This is a genomic window from Streptomyces sp. NPDC048600 (genome assembly GCF_055587025.1).
On sequence record NZ_JBVJGZ010000012.1, the window covers coordinates 222,506 to 240,680 of the forward strand.

The following is an 18,175-nucleotide window of genomic DNA, read 5'->3' on the forward strand; positions in this document are numbered from 1 at the left end:
CGCTCCCGTACGCGCACGCGGTTCGTACGGACGGGCGAGACCAGGGCAAAGTCTACCGGCGCTCCTCCGCCTCCCGGGGGGCCTCTCGGCGACGCGAGCGCGGCAGAACCCTGAGCGCGTCCCCTATGTCCGCGACTTCCAGCACCTTCATACCCGGCGGGATCTTGCCCGGGTCGGCCGGTACCAGGGCGTGCGTGAAGCCCAGACGGTGTGCCTCGGCCAGTCTGCGCTGCACGCCCGTGACCCGTCTGACCTCGCCGGCGAGACCGACCTCACCGATCGCCACGAGATTCTTGGGCAGGGGGGTGTCGCTGGCCGCGGAGGCCAGGGCGAGGGCCACCGCCAGGTCCGCGGCGGGCTCGGAGAGTTTCACTCCGCCGACCGTCGCGGAGTAGATGTCCCTTTTGCCCAGTGCGCTGATTCTGCCCCGCTGTTCCAGCACCGCGAGCATCATCGACACCCGGGACGTCTCCAGGCCGGAGGTGGTGCGGCGGGGGGAGGGGATCTGGGAGTCGACCGTGAGTGCCTGGACCTCCGCGACCAGGGGGCGTTTGCCCTCCAGGGTGACGGTCAGGCAGGTGCCCGGCACGGGTTCCGCGCGGCGGGTCAGGAACAGGCCGCTGGGGTCGGCGAGGCCCGTGATCCCCTCGTCGTGCAGCTCGAAGCAGCCGACCTCGTCCGTGGCGCCGTAGCGGTTCTTGACGCCGCGCACCAGGCGGAGGCGGGCGTGGCGGTCGCCCTCGAAGTGCAGGACGACGTCCACGAGGTGCTCCAGCAGGCGCGGGCCCGCGATCGCGCCGTCCTTCGTGACATGGCCCACCAGGAGGGTGGACATGCCACGCTCCTTGGAGGCGCGGATGAGCGCGCCGGCGACCTCGCGGACCTGCGCCATGCCGCCGGGGGCGCCCTCGATCTCGGGGGAGGCGACGGTCTGCACCGAGTCGAGGATGAGCAGCGACGGCTTCACGGCGTCCAAGTGGCCGAGTACGGCGGCGAGGTCGGTCTCCGCGGCGAGGTAGAGGTCGTCGGCGAGCGCGCCGATGCGGTCCGCTCTGAGGCGGACCTGGCTCGCGGACTCCTCGCCGGTGACGTACAGGGTGCGGTGCTCGTCGCTCGCGGCCTTCGCGGCCACGTCGAGGAGGAGGGTGGACTTGCCCACGCCCGGTTCGCCGGCGAGCAGGACGACCGCTCCGGGGACCAGGCCGCCGCCGAGTACGCGGTCGAGTTCGGGGACGCCGGTGGTGCGGGCGGTGGCCTGGCGGCCGTCCACCTGGGCGATGGGGAGGGCGGAGGTGGTGACGCGGCCGGGGGCGGTCGTGCGGACCGCGGGCGTGCCGTACTCCTCGATCGTGCCCCATGCCTGGCACTCCGGGCAGCGGCCTAGCCACTTCGCGGTCTGCCAGCCGCATTCGGTGCAGCGGTAGGAGGGGCGGTCCTTGGCGGTCTTCGTACGGGCGGCCATGGGGGAAACGGTAGCGGTCGGCACTGACAGGGGTGCCTGCGGCGGCCTGCTGCTGTAGCGCGCTACGTGGGTGGGGGGTGCGGGGCCGGGGCGGGGGGGATCCGTCCTCGGTCCGCCGAACCAGTTACTTATGGGGGCTCTGGCATTTGACGGCGGCCGCTGCGGGCGGACACCCCCCGCCCCGTCCCCTCCCCGCCGTACGCGCCTGATGCCCCGGGCCGTGGCCGCTCCCCGCTGCCCGCGGCCTGCAGCCGCCCCCGCCTGCGCGCCGCCGTCGCCCCGGGCTGCGCGCCCCCCCCGCCGCGGGCATGCGTGCCTCCCCCAGTGCCTTAAGGGCCTGGGAGGTACCCCCAGGGCGGCGCGGGTGGGCTGGGGGTCCCCCTCTGGGGGAGGCACCTCGCTGACGCCGAGCTGCGCGACGCCCCCGCCTCGGCAACAACCCGGCAGCACCCGGAATCGGCCAGTTGTGCAGGGGAACAGGCCAGGGCAGGACCACCGCGTGTCCCCTTATGAGGGATCGTTTCACCCGTACGGAGTAAATGTGCTCAAGCTGCCGGAATGGCCGGCCATCGGCCGCCTACGGTCGCACGGGTGATGAGCAGCAGCCCGGAAACCTCGACCCGCACCACCGGCGCACACCGGGCGCACCGCGAGGCGCGTGACCGCGGCGCCGCGAGGACGCTGGCGCAGCGGACGCCTGCGCGCTACGAGCCGTACCTGGACGGGCTGTTCACCTACTGCCTGTCCGTACTGTGCGACCACGACACCGCGACGGCCGCGCTGGGTGACGTACTGGCGCTCGCGGAGCGGCGGGGCGGGCGCGCGCCCGAGGCCGCCGACGACCGCAGGGCCTGGCTGTACGCCCTGGCCCGCTGGTCGTGCCTGCGGAAGATGGCGGAGGCCAGGCAGAAACGTCAGCCCGGCCACGCGGCGGGCCGCCACGGCCCCCGGCCCAGGCCGGTCCCGGCCCAGGGACCGCCCGTCTCCGAGGAGGTGCAGCAGCGGCGGCGCCGCGAACTGGCCCTGCTCGCCTGGCCGGAGGCGGCCGGCACCAGCCCGGAGCAGCGCGAGGCCCTTGAGCTGGCCGTACGGCATCACCTGGCCGCCCACGAGGTCGCCGCCGTGCTGGGCCTGGACCTCGCCGCCGCCCGCGAACTCCTCGCCTCCGCCGCCTGCGAGGTGGAACGCACCCGCGCGGTGCTCGCCGTCGTGGAGACCGGCGGCTGCCCCGGCGTCGCCCGTCTCACCGGCGACCAGCAGCTCGTGCTCAGCACCGCCCTGCGCCGCGAACTGGTCCGGCACGTCGACGACTGCCCCCGCTGCCGGCGCGCCGCGGAACGTGCCGTGCCCGGCCGCTGGCCCGGCGCGAGCGTCACACCCGAGGCGCTGCCCGTACTGGAGGCCCCCCGCGCGGCCCTGCACGTCGCGATGGCGCACCACCCGCGCGCGCGGGGCGCGGCCGTCCCCCGCTTCGACCGGCGCGGCTTCCCGATGGACCCGAAGGACCGCGCCGCCCGCCGCGACCGGCTGCGCGCGCGTGCCGTCACGACGACCGTGGTCGCCACCGTCGTCGCCGCGCCGGTGATCGCTCTGTGGTCCGCCTACCGAGGCGGGCCCCTCGTCGACGACGGCGAGGGCGGCGGCCCCGGCGCCACCGCCGGCCGGGACCACGGGCCCGGCGGCCTCGAAGGGTCCGCCGCCGGCGGCGGCTACGAGAACGCCGGCAACGCCAGCACCCGGCCCGGCGGCGGCTTCGGCGAGGGCGCGTCCGATGTGTCCGTCGAGGTCATCAGCGTCAACGGGGTCGGTACGAAGGGTCCAGCGCAGCTCGAGGTGACGGCCGGGACCAGCGGTGACACCACCCTCATCACGCTCACAGCCTCCGGCGACGAGCCCGTGCGGTGGTCGGCCGCGACCGGAGCCCGCTGGCTGTATCTGAGCCGGTCGTCGGGAACCCTGCGGCCCGGAGAGTCGGTGACGGTCAAGGTGTACGTCGACCCGCTCCGCGAGCCCTCCGGGCACTGGCACGCGCGCGTGGCCGTCTCGCCCGCGGGCGTCATCGTCTCCATCGAGGGCTACGGCACCGTCCCCGGCCCCACCGACCCCGCGCCGGAGCCGCGGCCCAGCAGCCCCGGGAACCCCCCACCCGTCGACCCGGCCCCCACGCCGACGGCGTCCTCCGCCGAGCCGACCCCGAGCCAGCCGCCCTCGACGCCCACCCCCGAGCCGACTCCCAGCAGCTCCGCGCCGACCGACCCGGGCTCGTCGCCGCCGCCGAGCGACAGCGGCGACCCGAGCCCCTCCACGTCGTAGGCGATCAGCCGACCGGGTCCGCCGGGTGCGGGGCCAGCAGGGGGAGCTGCGAGGCCAGGCGCTGCTCGCACAGTTCGACCAGGCGGTCGTAGCCGGCCTTGCCCATCAGTTCGGTCAGTTCCGCCCGGTAGGAGACGTAGACCGGATCGCCCGCGCCGTGCGCCGAGGTCGCCGAGGTGCACCACCAGTGCAGGTCGTGGCCGCCCGGACCCCAGCCGCGGCGGTCGTACTCACCGATGGAGACCTGGAGAACACGGGTGTCGTCGGGGCGGTCGATCCAGTCGTACGTGCGCCGGACCGGCAGCTGCCAGCACACGTCCGGCTTGGTCTCCAGCGGCTCGCGGCCCTCCTTCAGGGCCAGGATGTGCAGCGAGCAGCCCGCCCCGCCCGCGAAGCCGGGGCGGTTCTGGAAGATGCACGAGCCGTTGAACGGGCGGGTCTGGCGCGAGCCCTCGTCGTCCTCGGAGACCCAGCCGTGCTCCGTGCCCTCGTCGTGGTGCTGCCAGATCTCCGGCGTGAGCCGCGCCACGTGCTCGGCGACGCGCTTCTCGTCGTCCTCGTCGGAGAAGTGGGCGCCCAGCGAACAGCACCCGTCGGCCGCGCGGCCCGCCTGGATGCCCTGGCAGCCGCTTCCGAAGATGCAGTTCCACCGGGAGGTCAGCCAGGTCAGATCGCAACGGAAGATCTGCTCGTCGTCCGCCGGATCGGGGAACTCCACCCATGCGCGGGCGAAGTCGAGCCCCTTCTCATCGGCTTCCAGGGCCTTCTTCGACAGCTTCGGTGCTTTCGCCCGCGAAGAATCCACGGCCGATTTGACCTTCTTGTCGTCCTTCGCCTTTTTCGTCTTTGGCACCCGTCCAGGGTAAGTCGCCGAACACCCCTGGCGGGACCGCTCCGCTCACGTCCCGAGGGGCGGAGCACGGCCCGGCTGGCAGTAGCGTTCCGTACATGAGACTCGGTGTCCTGGACGTGGGAAGCAATACGGTGCATCTGCTGGTGGTGGACGCGCACCCCGGCGCACGGCCGCTGCCCGCACACTCGCACAAGGCGGACCTGCGCCTGGCCCAGCTGCTCGACGAGGCCGGGGCCATCGGACCCGACGGGGTGGAGCAGCTGATCGCCGTAGTCCACGACGCCCTCCAGGCGGCCGAGGACAAGGGCGTGGAGGAGCTGCTCCCGTTCGCCACCTCCGCCGTGCGCGAGGCCACCAACGCCGACGAGGTCCTCACCCGCGTACACGAGGAGACCGGCGTCGCGCTCCAGGTCCTCAGCGGTGCCGAGGAGGCCCGGCTCACCTTTCTCGCGGTCCGGCGCTGGTTCGGCTGGTCGGCCGGAAAGCTGCTGGTCCTGGACATCGGCGGCGGCTCCCTGGAGATCGCCTACGGCATCGACGAGGAGCCCGACGCGGCCGTCTCCCTGCCGCTCGGTGCCGGCCGTCTCACCGCCGGCTGGCTTCCCGGCGACCCTCCCGACCCCGACGACATAAGGGCCCTGCGTCGTCATGTCCGCGCCCAGATCGCCCGTACGGTCGGTGAGTTCAGCCGCTTCGGCGCCCCCGACCATGTGGTCGCCACCTCCAAGACCTTCCGGCAGCTCGCCCGCATCGGCGGCGCCGCCCGTTCCGCGGACGGCCTCTACGTCCAGCGCGACCTCAAGCGCGAGTCCCTGGAGGCCTGGGTGCCGCGGCTGGCGGGCATGACCACCGCCGAGCGCTGTGAGCTGCCCGGCGTCTCCGAGGGGCGAGCGGGCCAGCTGCTGGCGGGCGCGCTGGTGGCCGAGGGCGCGATGGACCTGTTCGGGGTGGAGACCCTGGAGGTGTGTCCGTGGGCCCTCAGGGAGGGCGTCATTCTGCGCAAGCTGGACCATATGCCGACGTAGAGGGCGTTTTCGGGGGTTCGGGGGCGTACCCGGGTACAGGGCCGCGGGGCCCGCCTGCCTGCCGAAGTGAAGAACGGCGCACAGGCGGCCATCTCCCCCGGCCCGCCCGCCAAAGACACGTACGCTGTAGCTCGTGGCAGATCCAGTCGTGCGTATTCCGGATGCGAAGGTCGCGCTGTCCACGGCCTCCGTCTACCCGGAGTCCACGGCGACGGCCTTCGAGATCGCCGCGCGCCTCGGCTACGACGGTGTCGAGGTCATGGTCTGGAACGACCCGGTCAGCCAGGACGTCGACGCCCTGCGCCGGCTCGGCGACCACCACGGTGTGCCGATCCTCGCCGTGCACGCCCCCTGCCTGCTCATCACGCAGCGCGTCTGGTCGACGGACCCCTGGACCAAGCTCCAGCGGGCCCGCACGGCCGCCGAGAAGCTCGGCGCCACCACCGTCGTCGTCCATCCGCCCTTTCGCTGGCAGCGCTCGTACGCCCGCGACTTCGTCGGCGGGATCTGGCGGATGGCGAACGAGACCGATGTGCGGTTCGCCGTCGAGAACATGTACCCCTGGCGCTACCGCGACCGCGAGATGCTCGCGTACGCCCCCGACTGGGACGTCACCAAGGACGACTACCGCCACTTCACGATCGACCTCAGCCACACCGCGACCGCCCGCACCGACGCGATCCAGATGATCGACCGCATGGGCGACCGGCTCGGCCACGTCCATCTCGCCGACGGCCGCGGCTCCGCGAAGGACGAGCACCTGGTGCCCGGCCGCGGCACCCAGCCCTGCGCCGAGGTGCTGGAGCGGCTCGCCCGGACCGGCTTCGACGGCCATGTCGTCATCGAGGTCAACACCCGGCGCGCCATGTCCAGCGCGGAGCGCGAGGCCGACCTCGCCGAGGCCCTGGCCTACACCCGGCTGCACCTGGCGTCGGCGGCGAGGGTGCCGAGGCCATGACCGCGCAGACCTCCCGGCGCCGGGGCCGGCCGCCGCGCGCCGAGTCCGCGGACACCCGCGACCGCATCCTCGCCGCGGCCCGCGCGCAGTTCTCCGAGCGGGGCTACGAGAAGACGTCCGTCCGCGGCATCGCCAAGGCTGCCGAGGTCGACCCGGCACTGGTCCACCACTACTTCGGCACCAAGGAGCAGGTGTTCGAGGCGGCCATCGAGGACAGCATCGCGCCCGCGATCAGCGCCGCGGACTCCGTCGCCGACGGCCCGCTGGACGGTGTGGGGGAGCGGCTGACCCGCTTCTTCTTCGGCGTCTGGGAGAACCCGGCCACCCGTACGTCCCTGCTCGCCGTGGTGCGCTCCGCCGTCAACAACGAGACCGCCGCCGCCGTCTTCCGGCATCTGGTCGCCGCCCAGCTGCTGCGCCGGATCGCCGGGGAGCTGGACGCGCCCGACGCCGAGCTGCGGGCCGAGCTGGCGGCGGCGCAGCTGGTCGGTACGGCGATGCTGCGGTACGTGATCAAGGTGGAGCCGCTGGCCTCGGCCGAGCCGGAGCAGATCGTCGCGCGGCTGGCCCCGGTCGTACAGCTGCATCTGACCGGGTCCTGAGCCCCCTCCGCGGCCCGTTCGCACAAGAAGTCGCAGGGGCGGTCGCACTGAGATACGCGTCCCGCATTCCGGACAGCGCGTCCCGGCACCTGGATGACCGGCGTACGCTCGTTAGCAGTCAGAGGTCTCTCTGACCGCAAGTCTTCTCTGATCGCAGTCTCTGAAGGAGCGAGCGACGATGCCCGAGCTGAGGTCCCGCACAGTCACCCACGGCCGCAACATGGCGGGCGCCCGCGCCCTTATGCGCGCCTCCGGTGTACCCGGTGCGGACATCGGCCGGAAGCCCATCATCGCCGTCGCCAACTCCTTCACCGAGTTCGTGCCCGGCCACACCCACCTCCAGCCGGTCGGCCGGATCGTCAGCGAGGCGATCCGGGAGGCGGGCGGCATCCCGCGCGAGTTCAACACGATCGCCGTGGACGACGGCATCGCGATGGGCCACGGCGGCATGCTGTACTCCCTGCCCTCCCGCGACCTGATCGCCGACTCGGTGGAGTACATGGTCGAGGCGCACTGCGCCGACGCCCTGGTCTGCATCTCCAACTGCGACAAGATCACCCCGGGCATGCTCAACGCGGCCCTGCGCCTGAACATCCCGACGGTCTTCGTCTCCGGCGGCCCCATGGAGTCCGGCCGGGCCACCCTGGTCGACGGCACGGTCCGTACCCTCGACCTGGTCGACGCGATCTCCGACGCGGTGAACGACAAGATCTCGGACGAGGACATCCTCCGCATCGAGGAGAACGCCTGTCCGACCTGCGGCTCCTGTTCGGGCATGTTCACCGCCAACTCGATGAACTGCCTCACCGAGGCGATCGGCCTGTCCCTGCCCGGCAACGGCTCGGTCCTGGCCACCCACACGGCCCGCCGCCGCCTCTACGAGGACGCCGCCCGCACGGTCATGGACATCACCCGGCGCTACTACGAGCAGGACGACGACACCGTCCTGCCGCGCTCCGTCGCCACCTTCGCGGCCTTCGAGAACGCCATGGCCCTCGACATCGCCATGGGCGGCTCCACCAACACGATCCTGCACCTGCTGGCCGCCGCCCAGGAGGCGGGCGTGCCCTTCGGACTCGACGAGATCAACGCGGTCTCGCTCCGCGTGCCGTGCCTGGCCAAGGTCGCGCCGAACGTGGCCAAGGACCGTACGTACTACATGGAGGACGTCCACCGCGCCGGCGGCATCCCCGCCCTCCTCGGTGAACTGCACCGCGCGGGCCTGCTGAACGAGGACGTCAACTCCGTCCACAGCGCCACCCTCGCGGACTGGCTCAAGACCTGGGACGTGCGCGGCGGTTCGCCCTCCCCCGAGGCCGTGGAGCTGTGGCACGCGGCCCCGGGCTGTGTGCGCTCCGCGGAGGCCTTCTCCCAGTCCGAGCGCTGGGACACCCTCGACACCGACGCCGAGAACGGCTGCATCCGCTCCGCCGAGCACGCCTACTCCAAGGACGGCGGCCTCGCCGTCCTCAAGGGCAACCTCGCCGTCGACGGCTGTGTGGTCAAGACGGCCGGTGTCGACCCGTCGATCTGGACCTTCGAGGGCCCGGCCGTCGTCTGCGAGTCGCAGGAGGAGGCCGTCCAGAAGATCCTCACCCAGCAGGTCAAGGAGGGCGACGTCGTCGTCATCCGCTACGAGGGCCCCAAGGGCGGCCCCGGCATGCAGGAGATGCTCTACCCGACCTCGTACCTCAAGGGCCGGGGCCTCGGAAAGGCCTGCGCCCTGATCACCGACGGCCGCTTCTCCGGCGGCACCTCGGGCCTGTCGATCGGCCACGCCTCCCCCGAGGCGGCCTCGGGCGGCACCATCGCCCTGGTCGAGGACGGCGACCGCATCCGCATCGACATCCCGCGGCGGACGATCGAGCTGCTCGTCGACGACGCCGAACTCGCCCGCCGCGAGCAGGCGTTGGGCGGGGTGTACGCGCCCAGGAACCGTGAGCGCAAGGTGTCCGCGGCGCTGCGCGCGTACGCGGCGATGGCCACCAGCGCGGACAAGGGCGCCGTGCGGGACGTGACGAAGCTGGGCTGAGACCCCTGAAGTCCCCCCCCGGGGGCCGTCCCGTTCCTTCGCGGCCGGCCTCCCCACGGGCCGCCTTCCCTTCCGGGAGGCGGCCCTTCGTCATGTCACCAGACCGCCGGGTTCCGGGCCGCCACGGAGAACACTGTGCCGTCGGGGGCGGAGGCGTACACGCGCGTGCCGGAGACGACCGGCGCGGGCAGATAGGCGGGTACGACGTCCGAGGCGTCGGCGGGGCGCGGAGGCGTCTGCCCCAGCAGCCGGCCGTTGCCCGCGTCCACCGCGAGGAGACGTCCGTCGGGGGTGGAGACGTACACCTGCCCGCTGTCGGCGACCGGATCCGAGCCACGGCTCACGGCGGTCTCCAGGATCCAGATCCGCTTGCCCGCGTCCATGTCCACCGCCTCCAGCGAACCGCCCGCGGTCAGCAGATAGACCGTGTTCCCGCGTACGCCGACCCGCGGATCGTCGCGCGACACGGGCAACTGCACCCGGCGCGACGTACCGCTCGCCGGGTCGTAGCGCACGACCGCGCTCACGTCCTCGTGCAACTGGTCGGCGGCCACCAGGAAGAGGGATCCCTCGTGGGAGCCGACCGGCTTCAGCTCCCCCCGCAGCTCCGCCTTCCACCGCACCTCACCCGTCCCCGGGTCGAGCGCCACCACCTTGCTGCTCCCGTCACTCAGCGCGTCCACGGCGTACGCCAGCGGATCCCCGGCGAACGACATGAAGTACGGCGTGCTCAGTCCCTCGACGCGATGGCTCCACACCGGCTCGCCCGTGGCGCTGTCCACCCCGGTGATCCCGCCGTCCGCCCCGGTGAGCAGCAGCATGTCTCCGGCCGGCCGGAGGGCGACGTGCGCGGGCATCTCCCGTTCCCAGAGCGGCTCGCCCGACGCGGGGTCGAGGCCCGCCATCCGGCTGCTCTCCTCCGCCATGGGCTGCACGAGACCGCCCGACAGCACGGGCGGCGAGCTGACCCGGGAACCGGCTGTGGCGGTGCGCCACAGCACGGAACCGTCGGACGGGGAGAGGGCGAACACCGTCCCCGGCCGCGCGCACAGCACCGCCGAACTCCCGTACGAGCACTGGGCGGAACCCTCCTCGCCCCGTACCGGGCGGGTCTCCCACGCGCGGACCGCGGCCGTGGCCGGATGCCGGTCACCGGCCGGGCGGCGGGGCTCCCCGCCGCCCCCGGCGAGGGCGAGAACCGTGCCGGTGACCGCCAGCACGAGCGCCGCCCCGCCCGCGACCACGGCGAGCCGTCGGCGCGAGCGGCGCGGTGCCGTGGGAGGCGCCGCACGGGACGGTTCCTCCATGCGGGGCTCCGGCCGCTCCACCCCGCCCGTGCGCTGCGTCGGTATGAACGCCTGGGTGTCGTAGGAGGCGGCCACCGACCGCAGCTCCCGCATCAGTTCGTCCGGAGTGGGCCGCTCCGCGGGCTCCTTGGCCAGACACCGCGACACCAGGGGGGCGAGGCCGTCGGGGACGCCGGTCAGATCGGGCTCGTCGTGCACGACCTGGTAGGCGACGACATAGGGGCTGTCGGAGTCGAACGGACCCCGGCCCGTCGCCGCGTGCACCATCACCGACCCGAGCGCGAAGATGTCGGCCGCGGGCCCGACCTCACGCGGGCGACGGAACTGCTCGGGAGCCATGAACGGCGGCGTACCGATCAACTTCCCGGTCTCGGTCCGCAGTTCGCTGTCCTTCGGACGGGAGATCCCGAAGTCGATCACTTTCGGCCCGTCCTCGGCGAGCAGGACGTTGCTCGGCTTCAGGTCCCGGTGCACCACACCGACCCGATGGATGTCGCGCAGCGCCTCCGCCAGCCCCGCCATCAGCCGGCGCAACTGCTCGGTGTTCATCGGCCCGTTCCGCTTCACCTGATCGGAGAGCGTGGGGCCGGGGATGAACAGGGTCGCCATCCAGGGCCGTTCGGCATCCGGGTCGGCGTCCACCACCGACGCCGTGAACGCGCCGCTCACCCGTCGGGCCGCGGCCACCTCCTGCCGGAACCTGCCCCTGAACTCGGGATCCCTGGCGAACTCGGCATGCACGACCTTGACGGCCAGCGTCATCCCCGAGGTGCTGCGCGCCTGATGGACGACGCCCATGCCGCCGGAGCCGAGACATGACTCCAACAGGTAGTGCCCGGCGTACTCGGGAAGTTCCGCTTCCGCGTCGATGCCGGCGTTGCCCTGCGGCGCCATGAACCACCCCCGTGCCGTTCGTCCGCGCCCGCGACGCGAGGAGCCTAGTCGATGGTTCGTGCGATACCGAGGCGGCTTGCTAGCCTCCAAGTGCGAGTCGCGCACGGTGTTTTCAGGGCGTGATTCGAGACAATCAGCGGGCCCCCGCGCCGAGCCGGGGCCGACGGGGGAGGTTTCCATGGCTGTCGAGCACGCCGAAGAGGCCGAGGGCACGATCGAGGCGCAGTCCGCCGAGACGTCCGGCCTGCGCTACTACTCGGTCGCCCCTGGCGTCCGTCTCAACGTCCGCAGCGGCCCGGGCACCGGCTACCGCATCCTGCGGCTCCTGCCCGAGGGCGCCAAGGTCCCGATCTACTGCCAGACGCCCGGCACCACGGTGACCGGCCCCTACGGCACGTCCAACATCTGGGACAACATCAGCATCGGCGAGTTCGTCGCCGACGCGTACGTGAACACGGGCAGCGACGGTTACGTCGCCTCGCGCTGCGGCTGACGGGACGGGACGGGGCACAGCCGGCCCGGCGCGACCCGGCCGCCTCGACAAGGGCTGATTCGGCCGGTGCTCCTTCCGTGTGGGCTCCTTCGACGTGGGCCGACCCAGGGTGCCCCCGGAGGAGCCCGCGCCGCCCCGGGACATAATCGAGCCGTGAGCGACAAGCAGAACGGCAACGGCACCCCGGACCAGGCGGAGGGCTCCCACCCCGGCGGCCCCGCCCCCGAGCCCATCCGCCTCTTCGGCACCACCTGGGTGAACCGCGACAACGGCTACGGCCTGCGCCGCGTCGGTGCCGCCGTCGGCTCGCTCGCCCTGGCCGCGGCCGCCTGCCTGGTCCTGCGCTTCGCCTACGAGGGCCTCGAGATCGCGGACATCGGCTCCTTCGTCACGGTCCTGGTGATCGTGATGTTCGCGGGGTCCAGCGCCCTCGCCTTCGGCCACACCTGGGAGAGCTACCGCAAGCGCCCCGACCCCGACCGCCAGGCCTCCCTGCGCGGCCTGCTGGCCATCGGCTTCATCGGCTCCCTGCTCGCCTACTTCTTCCGCTCACTCACCGAGGCCCCCGGCGAGAAGCTGCGCCGCCAGGAGTACGAGGCGGCCCTCGAGCAGCACCAGAAGCGCTCGGCCCGCCGTACCGGCAACCCGTCCAAGAAGCGCCGCCGCTCCTGACGACGCCGAGGGCGACCCCGTGGCGTCCGTTCCTGAGGAAGGCGGCCGGAAGTCCCACCCCCAGCGCCGCCACGGACAACCGTCCGAAACCCACCGGCACCCCGCCAGGGACCGCCCGAAACCCCCGCCCCGAGCCCGGCCCCGAGGCACGATGAGCCCATGACGGCTCCCACCCGCTCCGCCCGAGCCCACTCCTTCAACGCGGCCGCGGCCCAGTACGCCGCCAACCGCCCCTCGTATCCACCCGCCCTCCTCGACGCCGTCGAAGAACTCGCCGGCCGCCCTCTCGAGGGTGCCCGCGTCGCGGACGTCGGCGCCGGTACGGGGCGGGCGACCGCCCTGCTGCGAGCCCGGGGCGCCGACGTGATCGCGGTCGAGCCCGGCCCCGGCATGGCCGCCGAGTTCCGCAGGGCGCTCCCCGACGTGCCCCTGGTCCGGGGCGACGGCAACCACCTCCCCCTCGCCCCCGCCTCCCTCGACCTCGTCACCTACGCCCAGTCCTGGCACTGGACCGACCCCGCCCGCTCGGTCCCGGAGGCCCAGCGCGTGCTGCGCCCCGGCGGCGCGCTGGCGCTGTGGTGGAACACCAGCGCCCTGGACGTGCCGTGGATCGCCGAGGCGTCTGCCCGCCTGGCCCGCCACTTCGACATCGACGTCGAGGCGGAGAAGAAGATCGGCACCCACGCCGGAGTCGCCGACCCCGAAGGGCGCCTCGACTTCGCACGCCGGCACCTGCGCTGGAGCCGCCGCGTCTCCCTCGACACCCATCTCGCCAACCTCGGCAGCCACTCGATCCTCCTCACCGACACCGAGGAACGCCGCACCGCCTTCTTCGCCGAGGAGCGCCGGCACCTGCAGCGGGTCTTCCCCGACGGAATCGTCGAAGAGACCTACGACCTCGACGTGCTGGTCGCCCTGACCGCCGTCTGATCCCACGCGACGGCCCACCCCTCCAGGGCCGCCGCACACACGTGGCCCATACCTGCACGATCCCGGCGCGCCGCCCGTTCGAACCGCAGGGCGGCGCGCCTCCGTGCGGCAGCCGCAGGATGGCTGAGTGCCCCGGGACCCGGACGACGATCCCGGCCTCCCCCCGGTCCTCGGCCCCGACTCGGCCGATGTCCCAGGCCGCCGCCCTCGCCACGGCCGACGCCGACCCGCCCGGGACGCCCTCGAAGGCCTCCCACCCACGAGCCCCATGGCCGTAACGGATCAGAGCGCCGCGATGCCCCGCCACAGGATCCGCGCCTCCTGCCACAGCACCCGCGCCTCGCCCCGCGACGCAGCCGGCCCGAGTCCACCGCCGCAGCGCAGAACGCTTGACGCGCCCTGGACCCCGGAGGATTATTCATCACATGGTGAATTACTCGTCCGAGCCGCCGGACACCCACCCCGCACTCCAGGACACCCCCGCCGTCCACGCCGTCGGCCTCACCGTCGTACGCGGCCCCCGAACCGTCCTGCGCGGCCTCGACTTCACCGTCCCGCGCGGCCAGATCACCGGACTCCTCGGCCCCTCCGGCTGCGGCAAGTCCACCCTCATGCGCGCCGTCGTCGGCACCCAGGCCAAGGTCACCGGCACCCTCGACGTACTCGGCCACCCCGCCGGCCACCCCCGCCTGCGCACCCGCATCGGCTACGTCACCCAGGCCCCGTCCGTCTACGACGACCTGACTGTCCGCCAGAACCTCGACTACTTCGCGGCGATCCTCACCCCCGGCCGCGCGGCCGCCGCGCGACGCGATGCCGACGTCACCCGCGCCATCGACGACGTCGACCTCACCAGCCACGCCGACGCCCTGGCCGGCAACCTCTCCGGCGGACAGCGCAACCGCGTCTCCCTCGCCGTCGCCCTCCTCGGCACCCCCGACCTGCTCGTCCTCGACGAACCCACCGTCGGCCTCGACCCCGTACTCCGCCGCGACCTGTGGAACCTCTTCCACGACATCGCCACCCGGCGCGGCACCACCCTCCTCGTCTCCTCCCACGTCATGGACGAAGCCGAGCGCTGCCACCGCCTCCTGCTCATGCGCGACGGACTGATCCTCGCCGACGACAGCCCCGACGCCCTGCGCACCCGCACCCGCACGGACACCGTCGAGGAGGCCTTCCTCCACCTCGTCGACGAGGCGACCGCCGCCGCGACCCCGAAAGAGACCGCCCGATGACCACCACGACCGCACCGGCCCCCGCGGCGAACGCCCCCACCGGCGCCCTCAACGCCTCCCGCACCCTCGCCACCGCCGCCCGCGTCCTGCGCCAGCTGCGCCACGACCCGCGCACCATCGCGATGATGATCCTCATCCCGTGCGTGATGCTCTTCCTGCTGCGCTACGTCTTCGACGGCAGCCCCGAGGTCTTCGACAACATCGGCGCCTCCCTCCTCGGCATCTTCCCGCTGATCACCATGTTCCTGGTGACCTCCATCGCCACCCTGCGCGAACGCACCTCCGGCACCCTCGAACGCCTCCTCGCCATGCCCCTCGGCAAGGGCGACCTGATCGCCGGCTACGCCCTCGCCTTCGGCGCCCTGGCCGTCGTGCAGTCCGCCCTCGCCACCGGGCTCGCCCTGTGGTTCCTCGGCCTGGACGTCACCGGCTCCGCCTGGCTGCTCCTCCTGGTCGCGCTGCTCGACGCCCTGCTCGGCACCGCCCTCGGTCTGTTCGTCTCCGCCTTCGCCTCCTCCGAGTTCCAGGCCGTCCAGTTCATGCCGGCCGTGATCTTTCCCCAGCTCCTGCTGTGCGGACTGTTCACCCCGCGCGACAACATGCACCCCGCCCTGGAAGCCGTCTCCGACGTGCTGCCGATGTCGTACGCCGTCGACGGTATGAACGAGGTCCTCAGGCACACCGACATGACCGCCGCCTTCGTCCGCGACGTCCTGATCGTCGCCGGATGCGCCCTGCTCGTCCTGGGCCTCGGCGCCGCCACCCTCCGCCGCCGCACCACCTGACCCCCGGCCCGCGCCCGTCCCGCCCACCGGACAGCGGCCCCGCCCGCGCCACCCCGATGGGAGGATGAACCCGGACGACGCACATCCCGGAGGGCACCTGAGTCATGACCCAGAAAGTCGCAGTCCTCGGCACCGGCAAGATCGGCGAAGCCCTGCTCAGCGGAATGATCCGTGGCGGCTGGTCCCCCGCCGATCTCCTGGTCACCGCCCGCCGTCAGGAACGGGCCGACGAACTCCGCACGCGTTACGGGGTCAGCCCCGTCACCAACGCCGAGGCCGCCAAGACCGCCGACACCCTGATCCTCACGGTCAAGCCGCAGGACATGGGCAGCCTCCTCGACGAACTCGCCCCGCACATCCCCGCCGACCGCCTGGTCATCAGCGGCGCGGCGGGCATTCCCACCTCCTTCTTCGAGGAGCGCCTCGCCGCCGGCACCCCGGTCGTCCGTGTCATGACGAACACGCCCGCCCTCGTCGACGAGGCCATGTCCGTCATCTCCGCGGGCAGCCACGCCACCGCCGAGCACGTGGCCCACGCCGAGGAGATCTTCGGCGCCGTCGGCAAGACCCTGCGCGTGCCCGAGTCCCAGCAGGACGCCTGCACCGCCCTGTCCGGCTCCGGCCCGGCCTACTTCTTCTATCTGGTCGAGGCCATGACCGACGCGGGCATCCTGCTCGGCCTGCCCCGCGACAAGGCCCACGACCTCATCGTCCAGTCCGCCATCGGCGCCGCGACGATGCTCCGCGACAGCGGCGAACACCCGGTCAAGCTCCGCGAGAACGTCACCTCGCCCGCCGGCACCACCATCAACGCCATCCGCGAGCTCGAGAACCACGGCGTACGGGCGGCCCTCATCGCCGCCCTCGAAGCCGCCCGCGACCGCAGCCGCGAACTCGCGTCCGGCAACAGCTGACCCACCCCGGGCGCGGCAGGCCACCCAGCCCGCCGCGCCCGGAGCAGTGCCTTCAGAAGGCCGCCTTCGCAGCCACCCCCGAGCGGGCCCCGGCCCCGACGTCGGCGGCGGGCAGCAGCCCGATCGCCCGGTAAGCGGCGTCCACGGTCGGCCGGGCCATCGCCCGAGCCTTCTCCGCGCCGCCCCTCAGCACCTCCTCCACATACGCGGGATCCGCGCACAGCTCCTTGTGCCTGGCCTGTAGGGGCCTGAGGAGTTCGACCACGGCCTCCGCGGTGTCCTTCTTCAAGGCGCCGTACGACTCGTACGCACCGCTCAGCTCCGCCGGGTTCCCGTCCGTGCACGCCGCGAGGATCTCCAGCAGATTCGCCACGCCCGGCCGCGCCTCCCGGTCGTACACGACGTCGCTCCCGCTGTCGGTCACGGCCCGCATGACCTTCCGCCGCACCACGTCCGGCTCGTCCAGCAGATAGACGATCCCTGGCCCCACGTCGTCGCTCTTGCCCATCTTCGACGTCGGTTCCTGGAGGTTCATCACCCGCGCGGCCACCCCGGGATGCGTCGCCCTCGGCACCACGAAGGTGTGCCCGTAGCGCTGGTTGAACCGCACCGCCAGATCCCGGGTCAGCTCCACATGCTGTGTCTGGTCGTCCCCCACCGGCACCTCGTCCGTCCCGTACGCCAGGATGTCCGCCGCCATCAGCACGGGATACGTCAACAGCGACAGCCGGACACTCCCGCCCCGCTCACGCTCCCGCGCCGCCTTCTCCTTGTACTGGACCATCCGCCGCATCTCCCCGTCGGTGGCCACACACTCCATGACGTACGACAGCCGAGCGTGCTCGTCGACATGGCTCTGCACGAACACGGTGCACAGGTCCGGGTCCAGCCCCGAGGCCAGCAGCAGCGTGGCCGCCTGCCGGCTCAGCCGCCGCACCCGCGCGGGGTCGTGGTCCACGGTCAGCGCGTGCAGGTCCACGACGCAGAACAGCGCGTCCGCCCGATGCTGGTCCACCGCGGCCCACCGCCGCATGGCCCCCAGATAGTTCCCCAGCGTCAGATGCCCGGTCGGCTTGACCCCGCTGAAGACCCGCTTCATCTCCTACCTCCTGGTCGGGACCGCCGCACCCACCGGCCGGCCCCTCAGGAGGGAGAAACAAGAACGGCCGCCGAGGCGGCGGCCGAAGATCGCATACGTGAGTCCGGCCGCCGTCAGGCGGCCCACCACTGCTGGTTGCACGTACGCGTAGTCATGGGGTCACAGTACGCCTCACGTGGGTGCTCAGGGGGAGGTTGACACGGCGTGTCTCCGTCCGTAGTGTTCTCCGAGTTGTCCGACGTGAGCGCCGACCGAGTCGGTCCCCGGACAGCCATTCCGCAAGTACCAACCATTCTCGACACGCAGTCGGTCTGTCCTGCTGCTGCCGCATGATTGGCATGCGTATTTGCGAAATGAGGAATCCGCGTTCGAAAGGACGCAGGCCCCCGATTAGCTCGGGCGCCGGGAATCCGCTAAAGTCTCACTCGTCGGAACGGCCCGAGCGGCCGGGAAGACAAACCCTCCTGACTGGGAGTCAGACGCCGAAAGGATCTGATAGAGTCGGAACCGCCGGAAAGGGAAACGCGAAAGCGGGAACCTGGAAAGCACCGAGGAAATCGGATCGGAAAGATCTGATAGAGTCGGAAACGCAAGACCG

Annotated in this window: 15 protein-coding genes; 11 read left to right on the top strand and 4 right to left on the bottom strand. The window is 72.5% G+C overall.

Features of this window, described 5'->3' with window-relative positions; all coding sequences use genetic code 11:
* Positions 1 to 52 precede the first annotated feature (52 nt).
* Positions 53 to 1,462, bottom strand: a complete 1,410-nt coding sequence (gene radA / locus ACZ6SQ_RS18800; RefSeq protein WP_469563073.1) for a DNA repair protein RadA — start codon at positions 1,460 to 1,462, stop codon at positions 53 to 55.
* Between the two features lie 594 nt (positions 1,463 to 2,056).
* Here radA and ACZ6SQ_RS18805 point away from each other — a divergent pair.
* Positions 2,057 to 3,775, top strand: a complete 1,719-nt coding sequence (locus ACZ6SQ_RS18805; RefSeq protein WP_469563075.1) for a BACON domain-containing protein — start codon at positions 2,057 to 2,059, stop codon at positions 3,773 to 3,775.
* Positions 3,776 to 3,779: 4 nt separating this feature from the next.
* Here the strand turns inward: ACZ6SQ_RS18805 and ACZ6SQ_RS18810 are convergent, their stop codons facing one another.
* Positions 3,780 to 4,628, bottom strand: a complete 849-nt coding sequence (locus ACZ6SQ_RS18810) for a DUF3109 family protein (protein WP_386386246.1) — start codon at positions 4,626 to 4,628, stop codon at positions 3,780 to 3,782.
* Positions 4,629 to 4,723: 95 nt separating this feature from the next.
* On the opposite strand from ACZ6SQ_RS18810, the gene ACZ6SQ_RS18815 reads away from it, so the two are divergent.
* The 4 genes from ACZ6SQ_RS18815 to ilvD all read left to right on the top strand — a co-directional run bounded on the left by ACZ6SQ_RS18815 (position 4,724) and on the right by ilvD (position 9,245).
* Entirely contained in the window at positions 4,724 to 5,653 is a 930-nt protein-coding gene (locus ACZ6SQ_RS18815; RefSeq protein ID WP_389338818.1) for a Ppx/GppA family phosphatase, read from the top strand.
* A gap of 133 nt (positions 5,654 to 5,786) precedes the next feature.
* Positions 5,787 to 6,611 carry a sugar phosphate isomerase/epimerase family protein gene (locus ACZ6SQ_RS18820; protein ID WP_469563077.1) on the top strand — a complete coding sequence of 275 codons (825 nt, stop codon included), beginning with the start codon at positions 5,787 to 5,789 and terminating at the stop codon, positions 6,609 to 6,611.
* Positions 6,608 to 7,213 carry a TetR/AcrR family transcriptional regulator gene (locus ACZ6SQ_RS18825; protein WP_469563080.1) on the top strand — a complete coding sequence of 202 codons (606 nt, stop codon included), beginning with the start codon at positions 6,608 to 6,610 and terminating at the stop codon, positions 7,211 to 7,213. Before ACZ6SQ_RS18820 ends, ACZ6SQ_RS18825 begins: the two co-directional genes overlap by 4 nt.
* A 178-nt stretch (positions 7,214 to 7,391) precedes the next feature.
* A complete protein-coding gene (gene ilvD / locus ACZ6SQ_RS18830; protein WP_469563083.1) occupies positions 7,392 to 9,245 on the top strand; it encodes a dihydroxy-acid dehydratase in 1,854 nt (617 codons plus the stop codon).
* A 95-nt stretch (positions 9,246 to 9,340) separates the two neighbouring features.
* Here ilvD and ACZ6SQ_RS18835 read toward each other — a convergent pair whose 3' ends face one another.
* A complete protein-coding gene (locus ACZ6SQ_RS18835; RefSeq protein ID WP_469563086.1) occupies positions 9,341 to 11,446 on the bottom strand; it encodes a serine/threonine-protein kinase in 2,106 nt (701 codons plus the stop codon).
* 178 nt (positions 11,447 to 11,624) lie between these two features.
* On the opposite strand from ACZ6SQ_RS18835, the gene ACZ6SQ_RS18840 reads away from it, so the two are divergent.
* The 6 genes from ACZ6SQ_RS18840 (at position 11,625) to proC (ending at position 16,478) form a co-directional block, all read left to right on the top strand.
* Positions 11,625 to 11,939 carry an SH3 domain-containing protein gene (locus tag ACZ6SQ_RS18840; protein WP_469563088.1) on the top strand — a complete coding sequence of 105 codons (315 nt, stop codon included), beginning with the start codon at positions 11,625 to 11,627 and terminating at the stop codon, positions 11,937 to 11,939.
* Between the two features lie 153 nt (positions 11,940 to 12,092).
* On the top strand, positions 12,093 to 12,611 hold the full coding sequence (locus ACZ6SQ_RS18845; protein ID WP_469563089.1) for an EamA/RhaT family transporter: 519 nt from the start codon (positions 12,093 to 12,095) through the stop codon (positions 12,609 to 12,611).
* Positions 12,612 to 12,770: 159 nt separating this feature from the next.
* A complete protein-coding gene (locus tag ACZ6SQ_RS18850) occupies positions 12,771 to 13,541 on the top strand; it encodes a class I SAM-dependent methyltransferase (protein WP_469563091.1) in 771 nt (256 codons plus the stop codon).
* A 425-nt stretch (positions 13,542 to 13,966) separates the two neighbouring features.
* Complete coding sequence (locus ACZ6SQ_RS18855) at positions 13,967 to 14,779, top strand: ABC transporter ATP-binding protein (protein ID WP_469563094.1); 813 nt, start codon at positions 13,967 to 13,969, stop codon at positions 14,777 to 14,779.
* Positions 14,776 to 15,564, top strand: coding sequence for an ABC transporter permease (locus ACZ6SQ_RS18860; protein WP_469563097.1), 789 nt, complete (start codon positions 14,776 to 14,778; stop codon positions 15,562 to 15,564). Before ACZ6SQ_RS18855 ends, ACZ6SQ_RS18860 begins: the two co-directional genes overlap by 4 nt.
* 104 nt (positions 15,565 to 15,668) lie before the next feature.
* Complete coding sequence (proC, locus tag ACZ6SQ_RS18865) at positions 15,669 to 16,478, top strand: pyrroline-5-carboxylate reductase (RefSeq protein ID WP_386386225.1); 810 nt, start codon at positions 15,669 to 15,671, stop codon at positions 16,476 to 16,478.
* 52 nt (positions 16,479 to 16,530) lie between these two features.
* On the opposite strand, the gene trpS is transcribed toward proC, so the two are convergent.
* On the bottom strand, positions 16,531 to 17,577 hold the full coding sequence (gene trpS / locus ACZ6SQ_RS18870; RefSeq protein WP_469563101.1) for a tryptophan--tRNA ligase: 1,047 nt from the start codon (positions 17,575 to 17,577) through the stop codon (positions 16,531 to 16,533).
* Positions 17,578 to 18,175 lie beyond the last annotated feature (598 nt).

Bases quoted from the DNA above. Each gene is read 5' to 3' on its own strand.
- ACZ6SQ_RS18835 (WP_469563086.1), bottom strand. From the start codon at position 11,446: ATGGCGCCGCAGGGCAACGCCGGCATCGACGCGGAAGCGGAACTTCCC.
- trpS (WP_469563101.1), bottom strand. From the start codon at position 17,577: ATGAAGCGGGTCTTCAGCGGGGTCAAGCCGACCGGGCATCTGACGCTG.
- ACZ6SQ_RS18840 (WP_469563088.1), top strand. From the start codon at position 11,625: ATGGCTGTCGAGCACGCCGAAGAGGCCGAGGGCACGATCGAGGCGCAG.
- ACZ6SQ_RS18815 (WP_389338818.1), top strand. From the start codon at position 4,724: ATGAGACTCGGTGTCCTGGACGTGGGAAGCAATACGGTGCATCTGCTG.
- ACZ6SQ_RS18850 (WP_469563091.1), top strand. From the start codon at position 12,771: ATGACGGCTCCCACCCGCTCCGCCCGAGCCCACTCCTTCAACGCGGCC.
- radA (WP_469563073.1), bottom strand. From the start codon at position 1,462: ATGGCCGCCCGTACGAAGACCGCCAAGGACCGCCCCTCCTACCGCTGC.
- ACZ6SQ_RS18860 (WP_469563097.1), top strand. From the start codon at position 14,776: ATGACCACCACGACCGCACCGGCCCCCGCGGCGAACGCCCCCACCGGC.
- ilvD (WP_469563083.1), top strand. From the start codon at position 7,392: ATGCCCGAGCTGAGGTCCCGCACAGTCACCCACGGCCGCAACATGGCG.
- ACZ6SQ_RS18825 (WP_469563080.1), top strand. From the start codon at position 6,608: ATGACCGCGCAGACCTCCCGGCGCCGGGGCCGGCCGCCGCGCGCCGAG.
- ACZ6SQ_RS18805 (WP_469563075.1), top strand. From the start codon at position 2,057: ATGAGCAGCAGCCCGGAAACCTCGACCCGCACCACCGGCGCACACCGG.
- ACZ6SQ_RS18855 (WP_469563094.1), top strand. From the start codon at position 13,967: ATGGTGAATTACTCGTCCGAGCCGCCGGACACCCACCCCGCACTCCAG.
- proC (WP_386386225.1), top strand. From the start codon at position 15,669: ATGACCCAGAAAGTCGCAGTCCTCGGCACCGGCAAGATCGGCGAAGCC.